General features: G+C 39.2%; 13 protein-coding genes. 5 read left to right on the forward strand and 8 right to left on the reverse strand.

Features of this window, described 5'->3' with window-relative positions; genetic code table 11:
• Positions 1 to 35 precede the first annotated feature (35 nt).
• Both J3L16_RS10390 and J3L16_RS10395 read right to left on the reverse strand, forming a co-directional pair.
• A complete protein-coding gene (locus tag J3L16_RS10390) occupies positions 36 to 4,514 on the reverse strand; it encodes an EAL domain-containing protein (protein WP_207612917.1) in 4,479 nt (1,492 codons plus the stop codon).
• Positions 4,515 to 4,616: 102 nt separating this feature from the next.
• A complete protein-coding gene (locus J3L16_RS10395; protein WP_207612918.1) occupies positions 4,617 to 7,346 on the reverse strand; it encodes an insulinase family protein in 2,730 nt (909 codons plus the stop codon).
• Between the two features lie 159 nt (positions 7,347 to 7,505).
• Between J3L16_RS10395 and sixA the strand changes: the two genes are divergently transcribed.
• Entirely contained in the window at positions 7,506 to 7,976 is a 471-nt protein-coding gene (gene sixA / locus J3L16_RS10400) for a phosphohistidine phosphatase SixA (RefSeq protein ID WP_207612919.1), read from the forward strand.
• A gap of 90 nt (positions 7,977 to 8,066) precedes the next feature.
• On the forward strand, positions 8,067 to 8,243 hold the full coding sequence (locus J3L16_RS10405) for a hypothetical protein (RefSeq protein WP_207612920.1): 177 nt from the start codon (positions 8,067 to 8,069) through the stop codon (positions 8,241 to 8,243).
• Here the strand turns inward: J3L16_RS10405 and J3L16_RS10410 are convergent.
• Both J3L16_RS10410 and ccsA read right to left on the reverse strand, forming a co-directional pair.
• Positions 8,240 to 9,535 (reverse strand): HlyC/CorC family transporter, encoded by a 1,296-nt coding sequence (locus J3L16_RS10410; RefSeq protein ID WP_207612921.1) that lies wholly within the window; start codon positions 9,533 to 9,535, stop codon positions 8,240 to 8,242. The genes J3L16_RS10405 and J3L16_RS10410 overlap by 4 nt on opposite strands.
• Before the next feature lie 19 nt (positions 9,536 to 9,554).
• On the reverse strand, positions 9,555 to 10,343 hold the full coding sequence (ccsA, locus tag J3L16_RS10415) for a cytochrome c biogenesis protein CcsA (protein ID WP_207612922.1): 789 nt from the start codon (positions 10,341 to 10,343) through the stop codon (positions 9,555 to 9,557).
• 136 nt (positions 10,344 to 10,479) lie between these two features.
• Between ccsA and ffh the strand changes: the two genes are divergently transcribed.
• Positions 10,480 to 11,862: a signal recognition particle protein gene (gene ffh, locus J3L16_RS10420; RefSeq protein ID WP_207612923.1), complete on the forward strand. Its 1,383-nt coding sequence runs from the start codon at positions 10,480 to 10,482 to the stop codon at positions 11,860 to 11,862.
• Here the strand turns inward: ffh and J3L16_RS10425 are convergent.
• The gene (locus J3L16_RS10425; protein WP_207612924.1) at positions 11,859 to 13,397 is read right to left on the reverse strand and encodes an EAL domain-containing protein; all 1,539 of its coding nucleotides are present in this window, start codon (positions 13,395 to 13,397) and stop codon (positions 11,859 to 11,861) included. The two genes, ffh and J3L16_RS10425, sit on opposite strands and share 4 nt — an antisense overlap.
• A 349-nt stretch (positions 13,398 to 13,746) precedes the next feature.
• On the opposite strand from J3L16_RS10425, the gene J3L16_RS10430 reads away from it, so the two are divergent.
• A complete protein-coding gene (locus tag J3L16_RS10430) occupies positions 13,747 to 14,163 on the forward strand; it encodes a TerB family tellurite resistance protein (RefSeq protein ID WP_207612925.1) in 417 nt (138 codons plus the stop codon).
• Between the two features lie 69 nt (positions 14,164 to 14,232).
• Here J3L16_RS10430 and J3L16_RS10435 read toward each other — a convergent pair whose 3' ends face one another.
• Entirely contained in the window at positions 14,233 to 14,634 is a 402-nt protein-coding gene (locus J3L16_RS10435) for a VOC family protein (protein ID WP_207612926.1), read from the reverse strand.
• Positions 14,635 to 14,757: 123 nt separating this feature from the next.
• On the opposite strand from J3L16_RS10435, the gene J3L16_RS10440 reads away from it, so the two are divergent.
• Positions 14,758 to 15,441, forward strand: a complete 684-nt coding sequence (locus J3L16_RS10440; RefSeq protein ID WP_207612927.1) for a YafY family protein — start codon at positions 14,758 to 14,760, stop codon at positions 15,439 to 15,441.
• Here the strand turns inward: J3L16_RS10440 and J3L16_RS10445 are convergent.
• Both J3L16_RS10445 and J3L16_RS10450 read right to left on the reverse strand, forming a co-directional pair.
• On the reverse strand, positions 15,428 to 18,538 hold the full coding sequence (locus J3L16_RS10445; protein WP_207612928.1) for an efflux RND transporter permease subunit: 3,111 nt from the start codon (positions 18,536 to 18,538) through the stop codon (positions 15,428 to 15,430). The genes J3L16_RS10440 and J3L16_RS10445 overlap by 14 nt on opposite strands.
• Positions 18,535 to 19,893, reverse strand: coding sequence for an efflux RND transporter periplasmic adaptor subunit (locus J3L16_RS10450; RefSeq protein WP_242698794.1), 1,359 nt, complete (start codon positions 19,891 to 19,893; stop codon positions 18,535 to 18,537). The genes J3L16_RS10445 and J3L16_RS10450 overlap by 4 nt, the downstream gene beginning before the upstream one ends.
• Between the last annotated feature and the right edge of the window lie 160 nt (positions 19,894 to 20,053).

The following is a 20,053-nucleotide window of genomic DNA, read 5'->3' on the forward strand; positions in this document are numbered from 1 at the left end:
GCGATTTATATGCCATTTTTATATTTAAACAATGATTAACGAGATAAAAGTCTGTGTAGACTCATATTGTCACGAAGCATAGCTTCAAACCTTTCAGCGCGTACAGGCTTACTAAACAAGTAGCCCTGAAGCATTTCACAATCATATCGCTTCAATATAGCTAATTGTTCTTCTCTCTCTACTCCCTCAGCGACTACATTGAGATTGAGATTGTGAGCAATGTTGATGATAGCAGCTGCCATATGGCGATCTACATTTGAGTGAGCAATATCATCAATAAATGCTTTATCTATTTTCAATGTATTTAGTGGGAATCGCTTCAAGTAGGCAAGTGAAGAATAGCCAGTCCCGAAGTCGTCAAGGGCTAAATGAATACTTTTTTCTCTAAGCCTGTGCATTAGCTCTAAGCCTTGCTCAGGGTTCTCCATCAAGGTCCCTTCGGTTATTTCACATTCTAAGTGGGCAGGCGAAATACCCACTTTGTTGATGATTTTTGTGATCCTTTCATCCAAATCAGTGAGTTCGAACTGTTTTGCCGACAAATTGACTGCAACTCGGCCTGAAAACAAACCAGCATCTACCCAGCGCTTAGTATCTTGTAGTGCTTTTTCTAGTACCACTTCGCCTATGTCAATAATTTGACCTGATTGCTCGGCTAGAGGAATAAATTGGCTTGGACTTATAATACCTTTCTCTGGATGTTCAAAGCGTACTAAGGCTTCCATACCAGTCATTCTGCCCGATATAATATCGACTTTAGGTTGATAAAATACGGTGAATAAGTCGCCTTTTAGGCCGTGACGGATCAAATTCTCAATCTGCAGTTGCCGTACTGCATTTTTATTCATTTCTCCACTGAAGAACTTGTATGCATTACCCCCCGTGTTTTTTGCAATATACATAGCAGTGTCGGCATTTTTTAATAGTTCCTGAGGAGATGCACCATCGACTGGATACAAAGCTATGCCTAAGCTAGCACTTAATACAAACTCTTGTTTATTAATAACAAAAGGAGCTGATAGAGAGTTAAGTACATTTTGCGCATAGCGAGTAACCAGGTGCACGTTTGTTTCTTGTTCAATCAAAATACTAAACTCATCACCACCAATGCGATAGCATGTATCAGCATTTCTCGTAATGCTACGAAGTCGTGTGGAAATTTGCTTAATGAGTAAATCGCCCGTGTGATGACCTAGAGAATCATTAATCTTCTTAAAGTTATCCATATCTAAAATAAGCAAGGTATGGTTTTCGTTTCGACGGACTAGGTTTTGTTGATAAGCCTGGAAAAATGAACGGTTGGGAAGCTCAGTTAACGGGTCGGTGTTAGACAACTTGAGTAATTCTTTTTCAGTTCCTTTTCTCGCGGTAATGTCAGAAAATACCCCTACGTAGTGGCTTATTTTACCGTCATCGCCTTCAATTGCATTGATATTCATTTCAATTTCGTAAGATTCACCGTTACGACGTTGAGATTCGACTTCGCCAGACCAATTCTGGCGATGCTTCAGTGTTTTTTTCACTTCTTCTGTAAATACATCAGGATATTGATTAAAACTCAAATAAGATGACAATGCCTGAGTTTGAGTTTCTCCGGTAAACTTGCAATAAGCACTGTTTACAGAAATAAACTTAAATGCGGTGTTTGTAATAAATACGCCTTCAGAGATATTTTCAAAGGAGCGTTCGAATAATTCGAGTGTTTTCTCTGCTTCCTTAAGGTGTTGAATGTTCTTCAACGTACCTGTCATTCTTATAGGAGTATTCGTATCGTCTTTACTAACCACCTTGCCTCTATCTAGTACCCATATCCATTCATCCGCAATGGTTTTTACGCGATAAGATATTTCATAAAAGTCAGAAAGCCCGTCAAGATGTTGCTGTAAGGCTAATTTCACTTTATCTAAATCAAGAGGATGAATATTCCCATTTGCATTTTTGTTTCCTCTTATTGAATCAATTGGGAATGAAATTGTTCCCCAGATATTAGAGCGATGAACGTGGTTTTTAGTTATATCCCAGTCCCAAAGTTCATCACCACTACTCCAAAGGGTTAACTTTAGGCGCTCTTCTGAAGCAAGTACTATCTTCGCTGCTTTGCTCTTTTGCTGTGCGTAGCGAATAAACAAACCAATTAATACAATGAACGTAAAAACATATACAAATATAGCTTCAGCTGAGAACCAGGGGGGAGGTGCTATATTAATTGCCAATTGGGTAGAAGACGACCATGCCTTGTCTGGCTCTTTGGCCTGTATTAACAACGAGTACTTGCCCCAAGATATGTTATGAAAAATAGCTCGTCGAGATAGGGCATCTTCGGTGTACACCCATTTATCGTCGTAACCTTTGAGTCTATAGCGATATTGTACTTCCAATGGTGAAGGGGAGTTTACCAGCGCGAATAGAAAGCTAAAGCGGTCATCGTTGTAATCTAGATTAAGTTCGTTAGATAAATAAATCGGTTTGCTTAAAGACGAGCTAGGATCTGAAAATGGTAAATTCTCTGAACGCAGTCGAAATCCGGAAATGATTGGTGAATTGGTAGTTAAGGATGTTTTTTGTGACGCCTTTAATAAACTTGGATTTAACAGGTGGTACCCATATTTGCCCCCAAACAAAAAAAGCTCATCTGACGCTTTTAACGCGACGCGCTCGTACAATATGTTGTATGACAATTGTGCCGGTTTAATTGTTTGATTAATTAGGTGAGTATCAAAATCAAATGAATATAGTGAGCTACCGTTAGTAAACCAAATACCCTCGTCACTACCTAAGGCGGAGAATATTGTTTCATTTTGATTAGGTAATAAAAAAGTGTCAGTAACTTCTAATGTATCAGAGTTTACTTTAAGGATACCCTGGTCGTGGGTGATGAGCCAAATGAAGTCTTTAGCTTCAATGACAGCGATAAGTGCCTTAATTGTGTCTAAATAATCTGGAGCATCAATAATCTGCCTTTTGTCATTGTCATAAATAATTGTTTTGAATGGACTGGCAAACCAAAATCTATTTTGGCTATCTAACTTAGCCACTCGAGATTGAGGAAGAGTAGTATCAAATTTTATGTCTACTTGGGTTAAAGATGGGTCACTTGTTTCTATATAGCTAAGCGTTGAATCGTCAGTAAAATACCAAACTTTTTCATCATCCATGTATATGTCATACACAGGGTTGTGTTGTAACAGAGTTGAGATTGGGACGAGATTGTTATTCTCGATGCTAAACACAAGTAACCCTTTATTAGATGCTATCCATAGGCTATTACTTCGGTCAATAGCTAAGTCCCATGCTTCTATATTTTCTTCAATATGAAACAATGTGACTTGTTCGTTGGATGGGGTGTATTTCTGTACTTCACCGTTCTGAGATACTGACCAAATATTTCCACTGGTATCTTCCCCGATACCCCAAATGTCATTAGGAAGTAACTCAGAATCGCTATTCTCGTTGCGAAACTTTGCTGTAATGATCGGAAGGTAGTTGGTGAAATTGGTTTTTAATTTTACTCCGTTATCTGTTCCCAGCCATCTAGAGTTATTTGTATCAATGTACAATGAGAGAATATTGTCATTGCTTGAGTCGAATTGAGAGGATACATAATAGGTAGAGTCTGTTTGATTTTTTAACAACTCAACAATTTCAGAACCGCTAGTCACAATTATTGTTTTTTTGTGTTGAGTCACACTCCTAATAACACAGTCTTTCACATAATACTTGTGTTCATTGTTGCCAGTTTCTGTATCGAGAAGCACTAATCCTTTTTCTGTTGCAAACCAGTAGTTGTTATCTAGGTGCTGAATGTCCCGAATTTCTTTGCTATCGAGGTGAATGGAGAAAGGGTTAGTTTCGGTTAGCGCATACAGTTGCCTACTCGTTTTGTCGTAAACAAAACCACCGTCTCGTAATGTACCGAATAATATACGATTTGGTTCATCTAAGAAGGTTACAATATTGGAAGGGAAGCGGATATTTTTATTGTATTTTACGAGCTTGTTTATTGATTCTTCATACTGATAAAAATCGTTTGAACTCGCGACTAATATTTTTCCGTCTTGTGTTTCGTTTATTTCCCAGATATCGGTATCTAGACTTGCATTATCGGAAATGAAAATTCGGTCAAACTTTTCAGTATAGCGATTAAATCTAGCTAAGCCTTTGATTGTTGCTACCCAAAGGGTTCCTTTTGTGTCAATAAATACACGTCTGACGAAGTTGCTAGGTAATGTAGCTTTATTGTGTTTGTCGGATAAATAAATTTTAGTTTCATAACCGTCAAAACGAATTAAGCCTTCAGAAGAGGCAAACCAAAGGAAACCAAATTCGTCTTCAATTGTTTCTAAAATGTAAGTTTGTGGAATGCCAAGTCGTATGTCAGCTGATAAATATTTATGATTGTTTGCAGAGGGCATTAAGGACGATGATACGGCCGCAAAGCCGTTAAGCGAAAGCCCACTCAGCACAACAATAGCTAAATACAAAAAAAGCGAATTAATGAGAGTCAGTTTACGCACATACTACCTTATACGGTGAATACCAGCTTAAAGTTATTTTAAGCATCCATACTCTATTACCTTGATAAATATGCACAATTTATTCGTGCTGTACAAGTTATTTTAATCAAAAAAGGAGGCTTCGTCTTTGAATCGGGATAAATTGGTGATATTTTTGCCGAAATCATTGTTTAAAAAAGAAAATTTACCTTTTGTGTAGAGTATTAATTCACCAAATGACTGTCTAGAAAGTATAGATTTTGCGTCCTCGACGAGTTCGTCAAATGAGAATTCGTTGATAGCAAAAGCTAATTGTTTTTGCCTGTTATTTGACATATCTCCAGCGGCTAAATTTAACCAAATTCTTTGTGACTGTTTTGCCAAATTAGTGTCTTCTTCAGAAACTTGCTTTAATAGGTTTTTTCTAATTGACGGCCAATAGTTTTTGTAAAATACCAAGTTATTAATTTGTTCTTTTAAAAAACTAATCATGGCTAAGTAAAGTTCATTTGGACCGTGAGTTGGGCTTTGAATATAAAATGCTATTCCGGGGTGTTGGTTGTGAGGTACATAACCTGAGCCAACAATATAGCCAAGTTGTTTTTCAGTTCTCAGTGCGTTGAAATAAGGACCCGCTAATAGCTGTTCTACTATCATGCAAAAAGCAGTATCTTTAGCGCTATCACTAGGAGCCTGAAGGTATAAAACAACTGCTGCATCTTCATGTTCACATTCAACGCAGTTTATAGATGTTTTACCTAAAGGAAGCTGAATAACGTGTCTTGATATACTTGGAATATCAAAGCGTGATGGCAGTGTATCAAGGTGTGATGACCAAAATTCACTGTTGGCGAGAGTCCAGTTACCATGAAGTAATGATTCGCTATAACTATGGCGAAATGAATGACTTATGACTTGACTAAAATTAGTGAAATTTATTGTATCTAAAGCGCTTAGTAAAGACGCTGGAGCATAATTGTACTTTTGAATAATTACGCCAAGCCGTGATAAAAGACGATTTATCGGCTTATTTAAGAGTGTGTTAGCAAGGGCTCTTTTTTGTGCATGATAAGCATGATTAAATGCTTTTTCATCCAAGGGGTCGTTAAAACTCTTATCTAATACATCAGCAGCTAAACCTAAAAGGTTATCTGTAAAACCTCGACAATGCAGGGTGAAACCACATTGATGTCCATAAAGGCGATAGTGTAAACCGGCGATACTAGCATGGTACAAAGATTCTTGTAATCGATCGTTAACGGCTAATAACCATATGCGTTTTACAGCGTTGTTTTGTGCGTTATCACACAATGAAGGTAAGTCAAAACTGCAATATAGGTCACCTTTACTACTGTTAAATTGCAGCTCTTGACTGAACCATACTTTTTTATATTTCCGGCTATTTATTAATCTTGGGGATGAGAACCGGTTATGTCTTGGCACTTTCTTCGGCGATGATTTTGCATAAGGATTGCGTTTGGGTAAATAAATTTCAGGATTTTCGGTTGGGTTATTACATACTTGAATTTTACTGTCTGATAAATCATGAACAGCGTATTGAGCATCGTAATATGCACACACTCTATTCGCTTCTATATTTGGAGATATGAGTTTGATTCTTAGATTATCCGTTGTCATCCAACCTAACGCTGACATCAATTCTTCTTGTGTACAAGGTTCATTGATGTGTCCGTGGCTGTTTTCAAATAACCTGTCAGCATATTCGCAAATAGCATCAAGGGATGGTGGAGACTCTGAATGCTCTCTTGCAAGGTTATCTAAAAATGCCTTTTCGTCTCTTCGCCAGTTCTCATCGTCTTTTCGTATAAGGGTTAACGTGTAGAAAAGAGAGTTAAGTATTGTTTCAATGTCATCTTCGCCTTTTTCGGTAAGCTGAATGTTAACGTTAAAATCTTTAAAGTCTGAGCCCTCTATTCCGCTACCTGCAACTAGGTTTGTCGCTAGCTCTTTTGCTTTTAGGTAGGCTAATAAACTACCGTTGCTTTCGTCTCCTAATAGGTGGCTAATGTAAAAAAGCGCATTTTCTACACGTTTAATTTTAGTTTGTAAGGCAAAGCTAACAATAAGTCGTCGTGCTTTTTGTAGAGGTTTAACATCTATCTGTATTTTTAAATCTTGCTTTCTATACAACTGAGGCCAACCAGTTTGAACCTCTGGAATAGAAGGTAAGTGCTCAAGGGATGCCGTTAGTGTTTGTATATCGTGGTTTGACAAAGATGACCCACAAAGGGCGACTCTAATATTACTTTTTGTATAATGACGAGAATGAAATTCTTTTAAACTGCTTCGTAAATAACTGCAACTATGCTGTCTAAAAAGCGCTGCGTTTCCTACAGAAAATTTGCTAAAAGGGTGGTCTGGGTTACAAGTTTCTTTATGAATTTGATATAACCTGCGTAATTCATCTTTACGTTTAAACTTGAATTCGGCATCGATAGCGTCAATTTCTTTTTCAATCATATCCATCGATAAAAGAGGATGGAAAATAGCGTCTATGAATGCAGGAATAATTTCGCTGAAAGACTCATTCGGACAACTAAAATGGTAATTAGAAAACTCCCCTGATGTCCATGCGTTTACTGATCCTCCTTTTTCTTGAATATGATGTATTATTTGATTCGGATTAGGCTGCTGTCGGCTGCCTAAGAACAACATATGCTCAAGTAAGTGTGATAACCCCTGAATATCATCAGGATCAAAAAAATGGCCCGCTCTTACTGATAAAGAAAAGTGCACTGTAGATGTGTTTTTGGACTTGATGCTGACAAAAGAAGAAGCATCGTTTACAGAGTGAAATATCGTATTTTTGTTTAAAACACATTTTATGCTCAATGCGGAGTTCTCATTTGTAATAAATTTGACGTTCACGCTGCTTGTGTCTTGCCAACGTTATGAAATTTGTTATTGTTCACTATACATAAGAGTTTAAGCACAATATTTATGCTGGGTCAAAGTAGTACGCAAAACGATTCAAAGGTAACGCTATGTATAATGCGCCATGGTATGGCTGAAAACATGGTAAAAAATGATGCTTCTCGTCAGTTAGTTAGTGTTGGAGAAGAGCAAGCTCGCGATACATCTTATTGGTTCTCTCAGCATTATCCACATATTAAAATCGATTTAGCTTTAGTTAGTCCGTATGTAAGGGCTGAGCAGACTTTTAATATCGTTAAAGGTCATATTCCAATACGCCATAAATTAATAAGTAGAGATGTTACGCCGGATGCTAGTGCTGCTCATTTTTGTGATTACTTGAGTGCTTTATTGGAAAGTAAAAGTGATTTTAATGAAATTAATGCTATCTTAATTGTTAGCCATATGCCGTTTGTAAGCTTCTTAATGTCAGAGGTTCTTTATTCTAAAGAAGGTGTTTTGTTTAATACAGGCTCCATGGCAGTTGTAGAATGTGATAGGGCGACATTAAAAGGCATATTAGCTAAGCATTATCAAGGCGTTCTATAAGTCTCGTTAAATCTATTCAAGTAATTTACATTTTCACCGATAACGAGATGAGAGGTTTATTTTCGCTAAAAGCGATAAGAATAGAGAGTTATGAGGTCTAATACATTACCAGAACATTTAAAAATCGCACTGCAACGTCATGTTGAAGATGATGATTTGCGTGATGATTCTGATTTACCTGCATTAATGGATAAATTAACCACCTTATCTGAAAAGGTTAATGCAGCTAAAGAAAAAGCGTTAGCGCTAAGAAAGCAGCGCGCTTAGTTTTCTTTGGCTATTGCTTCCGGGGTTTTATAATACTCTGGCATCACACGCACCGTTTTAATCATATTTTCAGTGGTTTCAATAATTTCTAATGGATATCCGTCTAAACGAACACTGACTTTGTTTTCAGGTATTTCTTCTAAATATTCTAAAATCAAACCATTAAGTGTTTTGGGTCCTTCAGTCGGCAGATGCCAGTTCATTTCTTTGTTGAGTTCTCGTACGTTAGCACTGCCATCTACTAAAACAGAACCGTCTTGTTGAACGTTCGCTTCTTTACTGTGATCAGGGAGAATATTGGTGGTAAAGTCCCCGATAATTTCTTCAAGAATATCTTCTAGTGTGACTAACCCTTGGATATCACCATATTCATCAACAACGAGCCCTATTCGCTCTTTTTCAGCTTGGAATTGGTACATTAACGTATGCAATTGAGTGGTTTCAGGTGTGAAATAAATTTCTCTTACAGCCCTTAACAAAGTCGCTTTACTGAATTGGTCTTTAGACAAGAGTCTTAGGGCATCTCTGACGTGAACAAAGCCTACGGCATCATCAATACTGTCCCTAAACAATAAAACACGGGTGTGTTGGGAGTTAACCAGCTGACGTTGTATATCTTTCCAATCATCATTTACATCAATGGCAACAATATCGTTTCTGGGCACCATGATGTCTTCAGCAGTTACATTTTCGAGTTCTAATATACTGACCAGCATATCTTGATGGCGTTTGGGAATAAGCGCACCAGCTTCGTACACAACGGTTCGTAGTTCTTGAGGGCTAAGGGTATCAGCGTTACCTTCGCTCGGTTTAATGTTGACGATGGCGAGTAAACCATTAGTGATGCCATTTACCAGCCGTACAATGGGCATAAATACAAATAATAATGGCAATAGTATGATTGAACTGGGGTAAGCTATTTTTTCAGGGTAGAGTGCAGCTAATGTTTTTGGTGTGACTTCAGCAAAAACAAGAAGTATTAGAGTTAATGCACCTGTGACTATGGCGGGTCCCCAAACCGGACCAAATAAACGTACACAGATTTCTGTTGCGACAAGAGTCGCCGCAATATTGACAATATTATTACCAATAAGAATGAGGCCAATGAGTCTATCAGGCTTGTCGAGTAAAGACATAACCCGTTTTGCACCGCCATGGTTCTCGTTGGCTAAGTGTTTGAGTTTGTACCGGTTAATCGACATCATACCGGTTTCAGAACTAGAAAAATAAGCTGAGCATAAAATGAGTATCACTAACGCAATGGCCAGTGCACTTGTATCTATAGCGTCCAATACAGGGATTCCATAAAAGTTAAAGTAGGACTTCGCGTACGAAGCGGCTACCGAAATAGGCTAGCGTTAATAATGCTAACCCGATAGAAATAAGCGTGACTACTTGTTTGTTTTTCCAACCCCAAGCACGTTGACCAATCAACAGTAAGGTATACACACCTAATGCTAAGATCGACAAAACAGTTTTATGGGCATAGTGAGTTGAAAACATAGAATCAATAAAAACAAACCCAGTTGCTAATGCTGCCAATAATAGCATTGAGCCAACAAGAGTAAGCCCAAATAAAAATGATTCAACTAGCATCAGTGGAGGCAATGTAGAATTGATCAGTGCCTTTCCTTTGTGCTTTAGCTTACTTCTAATCATCATCATTTGAATTGCGTATAAAAAAGCGATGCTTAAACAGCCATAAGCAAGTAAAGACAAGGTTACGTGGGTAATCATACCTGCCGATAATGGTACGGTTACTGTAATGTTGGGGGGAACAAGCCCAGTAACTAATACCGATAAACCTGCAAACAAAGAAACGCCAGGTAACAATAAGGTATTTGAAACAAACCGAGTGCCGATTAACATTGAGACACTAATTATCCAAGAAACAAGAGAAAGGACATTGGTCATGCTCATGCCTTGCTCAGTGCCTTTCGATAGAGTCATAATTAAAATTAATGCGTGTATAACAACTGCAAATGCAGCAACACTATAATCTAATGGACGGGTACTCTTATTTTTTACTATCCGCCTTAAGAAAATAAGGGTAGTAAAAAAATACAAGCACATTGTAATGGCAACGAGTAAGCCTTTCATATTGATTTTAACAATTAACCATAATGAATTTTGACAGCCCCATTGTGACTGAGTAACAGAATAAAATCCAATGTCGTTTTAACCAGCTCAGTTTGAGGTATACTATAGACATAGAATTTACCATGTAATCATAATTATGTTTGAGAATTTAACAGATCGCCTAAGCGCAACACTTAAAAATGTCAGTGGGCGCGGAAGATTAACCGAAGACAACATTAAAGAAACCTTACGTGAAGTGCGCATGGCATTGCTTGAAGCCGATGTAGCCTTGCCTGTTGTTAAAACGTTTGTCTCTCAAGTTAAAGAGAGAGCGTTAGGTACTGAAGTAAGTAAAAGCTTAAAACCAGGCCAAATGTTCATCAAGATAGTTCAATCCGAACTTGAGTCTGTTATGGGTGACGCCAATGTTGGTCTTAATTTAGCAACTCAGCCTCCTGCGGTAATTTTAATGGCTGGGTTACAAGGTGCTGGTAAAACTACCAGTGTAGCTAAATTAGCAAAATATTTAACTGAGCGTGAAAAGAAAAAAGTGATGGTTGTGAGTGCTGACGTTTATCGTCCAGCAGCGATTAAACAACTAGAAACCTTAGCTGAGGAAGTCAATGTTACTTTCCAGCCGTCGAATATTATGCAAAAACCGGTTGCCATTGTTGAAGACGCAATCGAAGCTGCGAAAACACAGTTTTTTGATGTGTTACTTGTAGATACAGCGGGTAGGTTACACGTAGATGCAGACATGATGTCTGAAATTAAAGACCTACACGCAGCAGTCAACCCCATTGAAACCTTGTTTGTTGTCGATGCGATGACGGGACAAGATGCGGCAAATACAGCCAAAGCATTTGGTGAGGCTTTGCCATTGACAGGGGTCATTCTGACCAAAGCCGATGGTGATGCTAGAGGTGGTGCGGCTCTCTCTGTAAGACAAATTACCGGTAAATCAATCAAGTTTATTGGTATGGGAGAAAAGGTTGATGCATTAGAGCCTTTCCACCCAGAACGTATGGCATCTCGTATTTTAGGTATGGGCGACGTGCTTAGCCTAATTGAAGAAGTAGAGCGTAAAGTTGATAAGAACAAAGCGCAAAAACTAGCGCAAAAAGTTCAAAAAGGTAAGGGGTTTGACCTTCAAGACTTTAAAGATCAATTAGAGCAAATGCGTGGTATGGGCGGTATGATGGGGCTAATGGATAAGCTTCCAGGCATGGGTAATATGACAGCGCAGATTAAAGACCAAGCAAACGACAAACAGTTTGTGCAGATGGAAGCGATTATTAACTCTATGACACCGGGCGAACGAGCTAAGCCTGAAATTATCAAAGGCAGCCGTAAGCGCCGCATAGCATCGGGTTCAGGCACTCAAATACAAGATGTAAACAGAATGCTGAAGCAATTCACTCAGATGCAAAAGATGATGAAGAAAATGTCAGGTGGGGGCATGAAGAAAATGATGCGCCAAATGAAAGGTATGATGCCACCAGGCGGAGCTGGCCCTGGCGGCATGTTTCCGCCACGCTAATTGTTCTTATTAGTCTGAATCGTTAGTTCGCTTAAATCTTCGGCTGGCATAGGCTTTCCGAAGAGCCAGCCTTGACCTAGGCCAGTATTTAAGTTTTTCAATATGCTGGCTTGATTTTCTGTTTCTACCCCTTCAGCAACAAGCGTGACATCGAGTTGTTCAGCTAGAGAGATAATAGTTGGGATAAGCGTTGATTTAACATTATCCCCTTCTAGCGCCATAATAAAGCTTCTATCGATTTTCAAAAAATCGAACTCTAAGTTTTGAAGTTGTCCTAAATTCGCATACCCTGTACCGAAGTCGTCAATAGCAACGGTAAAACCTTGCCTTCTTAATCTTGCTAAATTACTCAGGGCTTCAGGAGTATTGAAAGTTGCGTCTTCGGTAATTTCAAAGCAAATATTAAAATCTTTTGTATTTGCGGCAGCGGCCATAAAATCGGTAATGTTATCTTTGGTGATATCTGATGGGAACAGGTTTAAATTAATTTTAAATCCATTGGGAATATCGTCTTGTGCAGTGAGCTCGGCCACCGCAGTTTTAATTAACTTAGTAGTGAAGGGTAACGTTAAATCTAATTGAGGTAATAAAGGAATAAATTCATCTGGGTACAAAGGTCCTGCGTTGTCTGAGTACCTAGCGAGTACCTCACAACCAATGATCTTATTGGTTTTTAAATCAACGATAGGTTGGAACAAAGGAAAGAAATTGGTGCATTTTAAACCTCGCTTAATTCTTTCGGCCATTGAGTTTCTATGGCTAAGTGCTCTGCTCGCAGCAAGGTAACCAAATATTCCTGAGGACATGAATATCAGGAATAAAAAAATGCTCACCTTTGCGCCGATTAAATCAAATAAGCTAAATCGGCTCACTACGCAAAACGAAATACTGTCCAGACATTGTTCCACCACGAGATCTGTAAGGCCTTTACTTTGCTGAGATGAATTTTCTGAATAGTTAGCGTAGCTGTTTGGAGTACCTAAAACTGGGATGAATTGCTCGTCAGGCCGATACACCAGTTGCCAATCTTGCATAGGATTTTCATCTGATAGTATTTCTTCAAACTCAGTGACAACGAAAAAGGAGTCATTCTTCATTCTAAACGCAGAATAATCTAAATCAAATAACATTAGTGGGCTATTGATGACGATTTCAACACCATCTGGAGTGGTAAATCCTTGCTCTTCTTTTTCTATTGGAGATTCTAAAACGCCTAATGATGTAGAACATACAATTGTATTGTCTTTACCGTAGTAACCAATATCTTTTATGTAATGGCCTTGAAACATAACCTGTTGTAGAAAATGAAGATAATTACTGTCACAAGTGGTTTGTCGGTTATTAGCTAAGTGGGTTAGCGTTGATGCTGACTCTTTTGTCAATGTTTCTACTTGCATTAAGATACGGTCGACAAATTGCTGATTTTCTTTGTTTATTAGAGTTATGCCACCAACTGAGACTATCGCTATGCCAATAAAGGCAAAAATCAAGCTTACAGCTGTAATTAATAACAGATCTATTTTACGTTGTTGCATGTTAAATAATCAGGTCCAGTAAACAATTTCATGTAATGAAAAAAATGACAGAGTTTTCGTTAAAAACAAAAGAAGAGTTATTTACAATAGTTGTATTTACACTTTTGAGCAACATAAAGTATAAAGAGCGCTTAGGGATCGTAAACAACACTAGCTAGGATAAATCTGGTAGAGTCGATTTTACCTTGTTTAACAATATGTAATTCAGTATTGCGATAAATGGAGGCTAGACTAAGACAAAGTCACATTGCCATTGTGTTTTTTATTGGGCACTTTTTCTGTTTTATAAGGTCAAAACATCTCAGCAGTTCGTAGTTACCGTTCTTTGTAAGAAAATGAAGGAGTATGTATGCAGTTATCATCGGTTCAGAAGTTTAATCAGGCACTTATTCAAATGGCTGTCTTATTATATCAAGTTGATAGGAAAGTGACGCTAACTGAGCAAGATGCACTGGACGACGTTATCAGTAAAATTGAATGGAATAGTCCGATCTCTATAGAGGCATTTAAAACGGAAGCGATTTTTTTGGCTCGTCAATCTATTGATGTTGGCGAGGGCCTTAACTTTCTAAAAGCCATGGCAGCAGATTTATTGTATGACGCAGATAAAGCTGCAGAAGTAGCTTGTTTTATTACTGGAGTTGATGGTGATAGAAGCGAAGAGGAAGTTGAATATTTGCATTTATTGACTCATAAACTGCTAGCAAAAGCCTTATCCCCAGATAAAAAAGAATGCCCTGAAGCGGAACCGAAAACGGCTGCGTGATTTTCGATGAACACCAACAAAGCGAACTTTGTCGGTGTTCAAGCTTAATGTTAGGATAGGCTTTAGAATTTAATCTTGTGTGGTCGGCGGCACAATACAAAATGCATTGAGCTTGTTGCCATCTAAATCTCTAAAATACCCCGCGTAAAAACCTGCTGTTTCGCCTTCAGGTCTGAAGCCGGGTTTCCCTTCGCAACTCGCTCCTAATGAAATAGCTTTTTCATAAAAGCATTTAACTTGCTCTGGTGTCTCAACGTGTATTCCAGTCATATTGCCATTTCCCGGATGTTGAGCTTCTTTATTGAACGGCAAAGTGACAGCGATAGAAGGTTGATCTTTTTCTTTCGCCCATGCAATAAAATAGTCTGGAACCTCCATTACTCTTGAGGCGTTTACTGTTTTAAGTAAAGCATCGTAAAACGCACCTGACTTGTCTAAATCTGATGTTCCTAGCATGACATAACCAATCATTGTTCTCTCCATTTACAGTTGATGTTTAAGTTCCAGCTCAGTGTAACCATTGACTACTGACACCTACTGTCAGTAATCTTTGTATATTATTGATGTCATGCAGCAACGGGTTTGGCCTCTGGTATGAAAAAGTCTGAGCGATTGAATGATATTGTTCACTATTTACGTAGAATGCACCGCGCTGTAACTGCGCAAACACTAGCAAACGAATTTGAGGTTTCTGCACGGACTATTTATCGCGACATCGACAACCTGATTGATTCTGGTGTGCCCATTACAGGTGAGGCGGGGGTAGGGTATGTGATTGACAAAACCTATCACTTACCTCCGATAATGTTTGATGCTGATGAATTGGAAGCCATCGCCTTGGGAATTGGTATGGTTTCGAATTGGACGGATGAACAATTTGCAGCAAAGGCCAAAAGTGCGTATCACAAGATTCAAGCAACTTTATCCGCTCGTATGTGTAACGAACTACAACAAATCAGTACGTTCTCAGCGCCAAGCCGTTATAAAATTCCTTGGCAGGTGAGCTTTTCCCATGTCCGAGAATGTATTCGAAAAAAGCACAAAGTCACCATTCGTTATCTTGATTTAAACGAGGTACCTAGCCAGCGAACTATTTGGCCACTTGCGTTAACGTCTTTTAGCCCCGTGTGGCTGCTTTGTGCTTGGTGTGAACAGCGCCAAGATTTTCGTAACTTTCGCTTAGATAGAATTAACGAATTTACTCAGTGCTCGGCGCATTATAAAGATGAAAGAGGTAAGAACTTAACGGCTTACCTCAACAGCTTTAAACATTGTTAACGGGTTCAGCATTCGGTCTAAAAATGCCGACTATTCTGTCCATAATGAGGTAGTTTACGGGCACTAATACAAGGGTGATCAATGTGGCAAATATAATACCGAAGCCCAACGAAACTGCCATTGGAATGAGAAATTGTGCTTGAGTCGATTTTTCAAACAACAGCGGCATCAAACCAAAAAAGGTAGTTAAACTGGTTAACATTACAGGTCTAACTCGCGCTGCTCCAGCATTTAGAACACCTTCCATGATACTGTGTCCCTCACTTCTTTTCTTATTGATAAAATCAACCAGAACCAGTGAGTCATTTACCACAATACCGACAAGTGCGAGCATCCCTAGTAAACTCATAATGGACAAGCTCATGCCCATTATCCAATGCCCCATTACTGCACCTAAAATACCAAAGGGAATAATGCTCATTACAACTAATGGTTGCCAATAAGACTTAAATGGAATCGCGAGTAAGCAATAAATAATGAAAAATACAAAGGTAAGACCAAGCTTCAATGAGCCAAAGGATTCTCTTTGCTCTTTGGCTTCACCTTCAAGGGTATAACTGATACCTGGATATTGAGCTACTAGTGAAGCCAAGTAGGTATTAAGGGATGCTTGCAGCGCTGTAACGTTAGTCTTGTCTTTTTCAATGTCGGCAGTAATGTTGACTGTACGATACCGGTCAATACGTTGAATTGTCGATGGGCTAGTGCCAGGAATTAAGGTTGCAACATGACCAAGAGGAACAGAGTCACCACTTGGTGTAAGTACAAGCATTTGTTCTAGGTCTGCAACAGACTTACGTTCTTCTATAGGCAGCCTTACCATAATACTAATGTCATCTCTTCCTCGCTGCACTCGTTGTACTTCTGAACCAAAATAGGCGTTGCGAACTTGAGATGTTAAACCACTTCTAGTAAGGCCAAGTGCTTTGCCTTGAGATGTCAGCTCTAGTTGTAGTTCTTGCTTGCCATTAGACAGGCTATCAGCAATTTCAAATACGGTTGGATAAGTTTCCAAGTGAGATTTCACTTGTTCAGCTAGAGTATTCAAAGTCGTTAAAGACGAGCCTGTTAGTTGAATATCAATTGGATCTGAACTGCGTCCCAACTCGGCTCTAAAAGTAAGGCCTTCTGCGCCGGGAATTGGGCCAATTGCTTTACGCCATTCGTTTAAAAGCTCTCTCGAACCTATATTATACGTTCTTTGTTCTGGAGGTGTGATTTCAAAGCGTACTTGGCCTGAGTTAGTTGCACCGCCTCGACCTCCGGTTGACGCTAGAATATTCACAATCACACTTTCGCCTGTGCTTTCGTCGACGTGTTTTTGTTGTAATTTATACGCTTCATCTGAAATTCTCGAAATAAACTTATCGGTTACTTCATAAGGCGTACCTGTAGGCATGGTTAAATTCATACGTACAGTTTCACTTGGAATACGAGGGAAAGGAGAAAACTGAGTCCAACCACTGGTAATCAACGCAAGAATTACAATAAACAATGCCACGAAGCTCATTAGTGTAGCCGTTTTATGACGCAAGGCTAAGTGAAGCGTTGGTTGGTAGTATTTTATTATTGAACGTTCAAACCCATCAGCAAAGGATTTCTGCCATTTTTCAAACCTGTTTTGTTTATCGTTTGCGCTGCGCAATTTGACGTATTTTAGGTGAGCTGGAAGAACAAACTTAGACTCAACCAGAGAGAACAACAATACAGGGATAACCACAATGGGAAGCTGGGCAAATAGGTTTCCTCTTGCACCTTCTATAAATGCAAGGGGGAGAAAAGCGGCTACCGTTGTCAATACCCCAAAGGTCACTGGAGTAGCAACTTCTTCAGTACCTTCAATGGCGGCTTGTTCCGAGGTTTTTGCGGTTTGCATATGGGTATAAACATTTTCGCCTGTGACTATGGCGTCATCTACAACGATACCCAGCACCAAGATGAAGCCGAATAAGCTCATAATGTTAATGGTTGCGCCCAAAAAGGGCATGACAATGAATGCCCCCATAAAGGAAATAGGAATACCTAAAAACACCCAAAATGCGATAGATGGACGTAGAAATAAGGTTAGCATTGCTAATACTAGAATTCCGCCTTGTAGGGCATTGGAAAGCAATGTATTTAAGCGGCCTTTTACGATTTCAGAATCATCATTCCAATAACTTAATTCATACCCTACAGGTAAGGAATCTTGTCTTTCTTTGATATACTCTTTCACCAAATCAGCGACTTCTATGGCGCTTTGATCACCTATTCTGTACACCGAAATAAACGCGGCTTGCTTACCATTAAAACGGGTTCTAACTGGGGATTCTTCAAAGCCATCATTGATCGTTGCGATGTCTTTTAAATACAAAATACTGCCGTCGGCTTGAGTTTTAACAACAATATTTTCAAATTCATCTTTGCGGTAGGCTTGGCCTTTGGAGCGTAATAATACGTCACCGCCAAATGTGCGTAAGTTACCCGCTGAGATATCCACTGAACTCAGTGAAATGGCGCTACTGACATCGTTTATTGTGAGCTGGTATTGCCTCAAGGTTTGTTGAGAAACATTGATAGTGATTTCATAATCTCGCACACCATCTAACTCCAACTGAGTGATACCAGGTATACGCAACAAGTCGTCTCTGACTGTTTCGGCAAATTCTAAGGTTTCCTTTTCTCCATAATCACCAGATACAGTGACAGTGATAACATCTCTGACTCTTTGTGCAAGTGAGATCACGGGGTTCTCTGCATCAGCAGGGAAGGTGTTTATTGCGTCTACCCGAGATTTAACGTCGGACAATATTTCTCTTGGGTCATAGCCAGAGTCAACTTCAATATTAACTGTAGAGCTACCTTCTGAAGATACACTTGTAATTTGGTCAATGCCCTCTAAATCCTGAACGGCTTCTTCAACTCGAATGGAGACTCCTTGTTCTACATCTTCTGGAGTCGCGCCACGTAAGGTGACAGATACTGATACAACTTCTGATTCAACAGAAGGGAAAACCTCTAGCGGAATACGTGAGCGCATTGAAAATACACCGGCCAGTAGCACAGTAATCATCATTAGGTTTGCTGCAACGTGATTACGGGTAAACCAAGCAATCATAGTTGGCCTCCATTTTCACTGCGCTGCTTTTTTCGTCTTTCCATAAGTTCTGCTACTGATATGCCCTGTTCTTCAGCCATTCTTTGCAAATGCTGTTGTCTATCGCCTTTGCCACCTCTTGGTGGCCTTTGCCCTTTAGGTGCTTCGCCATTAATAGCAACAGGTGTGCCTGAGCTTATTTGTCCTAGCGCGGTCATTACCAATTGGTCGTTGATATTTAACCCGTTGCTAATAACTGCATCAGTTTCATTGTGCCAGAGGATGGAAACATCTTTTCTCTTTAATACGCCTTCTTCAACGATATAAACATAGCTACCTTGGTAAATTGCACTATTGGGAATAACGATGGCATCGGAGAGTAATTTGCCTTGAATTTCTGCGGTAACATATTGGCCTATTTTTAATGGAATAGAACTCTCATTTTCTAATGCGTACGGGTCGTCAATTTGAGCAACGACATAAAGCTGTTGTGACGATGAGTCAATTGCACTTTCTGTTCGTACCAAAGAGCCATGCCAATAGGATTTTTCATCTAATTCAGAACGAAAGGTTACCTTTAGTTCTGCGTTGTTAGAAGGCTTATTTACAACATTACGGAATTCTTCAGGTAGGTCAATAAGTGGCAAATCGGCATTATTTAACGGTAGTCTAATGTCAACAAAATCAACTGCAAATACCGTAGCTAAGTTAGTATTTACCGTAACAACTTGTCCGACATCCACAGATTGAACTAATACTCTCCCTGCAAAAGGGGCGATAACTGAGCTTCGCTCTAATGCTAGCTTTGCCTTGTCTACTTGAGCTTGCGCAGACAGTACTCTGGCTTTAGCGGCTTCTAGATGAGGCCCTCTGAGTAAAAGTGCGCTTGGCGTTTCGCTGTTAGTTAGTCTTTGAGATGAAGGTAAAGAGCTATATCGCTTCCAATCTTCCGATGCAATATCCACTTGGGCTTGTTCTTCTAATAGCCCTTGTTCCGCCTCACTTAAGGTTGCCAACGCAATATCTAAATCGGCTTTGTAATCGCGGTCATCTAATTGTAAAAGAACTTCACCTTTTTCAAAAAAACCGCCTTCTCTAAAGTTGGGACTGACGTGTTTAATTTGTCCTGATACTTGGGCTACAAGTTCACTTTGAGTTCGAGGCCTAACGGTGCCGAAGCTGGATAAAATGATTTGATATTGCTTTGGCTTAATCATTTCAACTTCCACATTCATTTGTGGCGCAGCAGATGGCCGACCTCTTTTTTGGGTCGGAGGGTTTTGTTTAATTAAATACGCTGCCACTATCGCAACAACGAATATGGTTAAAGGAATAATATATTTTATGCGTTTTTTTGAATTATTTTGAGATGCCAAAATTGAAAATCCGAAAAGTTAAATCAATTAAGGCGCATTTTTGACGGGTTAGCCAAGTAAAGCAAATGATTCACCGTAAAGATAACGTAAATTTTTTAATGTACAGAAACTCATCGTATTTATATGCAACTGGTGGAATTTAATACGATGAAATCTAAAC

Source organism: Alteromonas sp. 5E99-2 (assembly GCF_017368475.1).
In the GTDB taxonomy this organism is placed as follows: domain Bacteria; phylum Pseudomonadota; class Gammaproteobacteria; order Enterobacterales; family Alteromonadaceae; genus Alteromonas_F.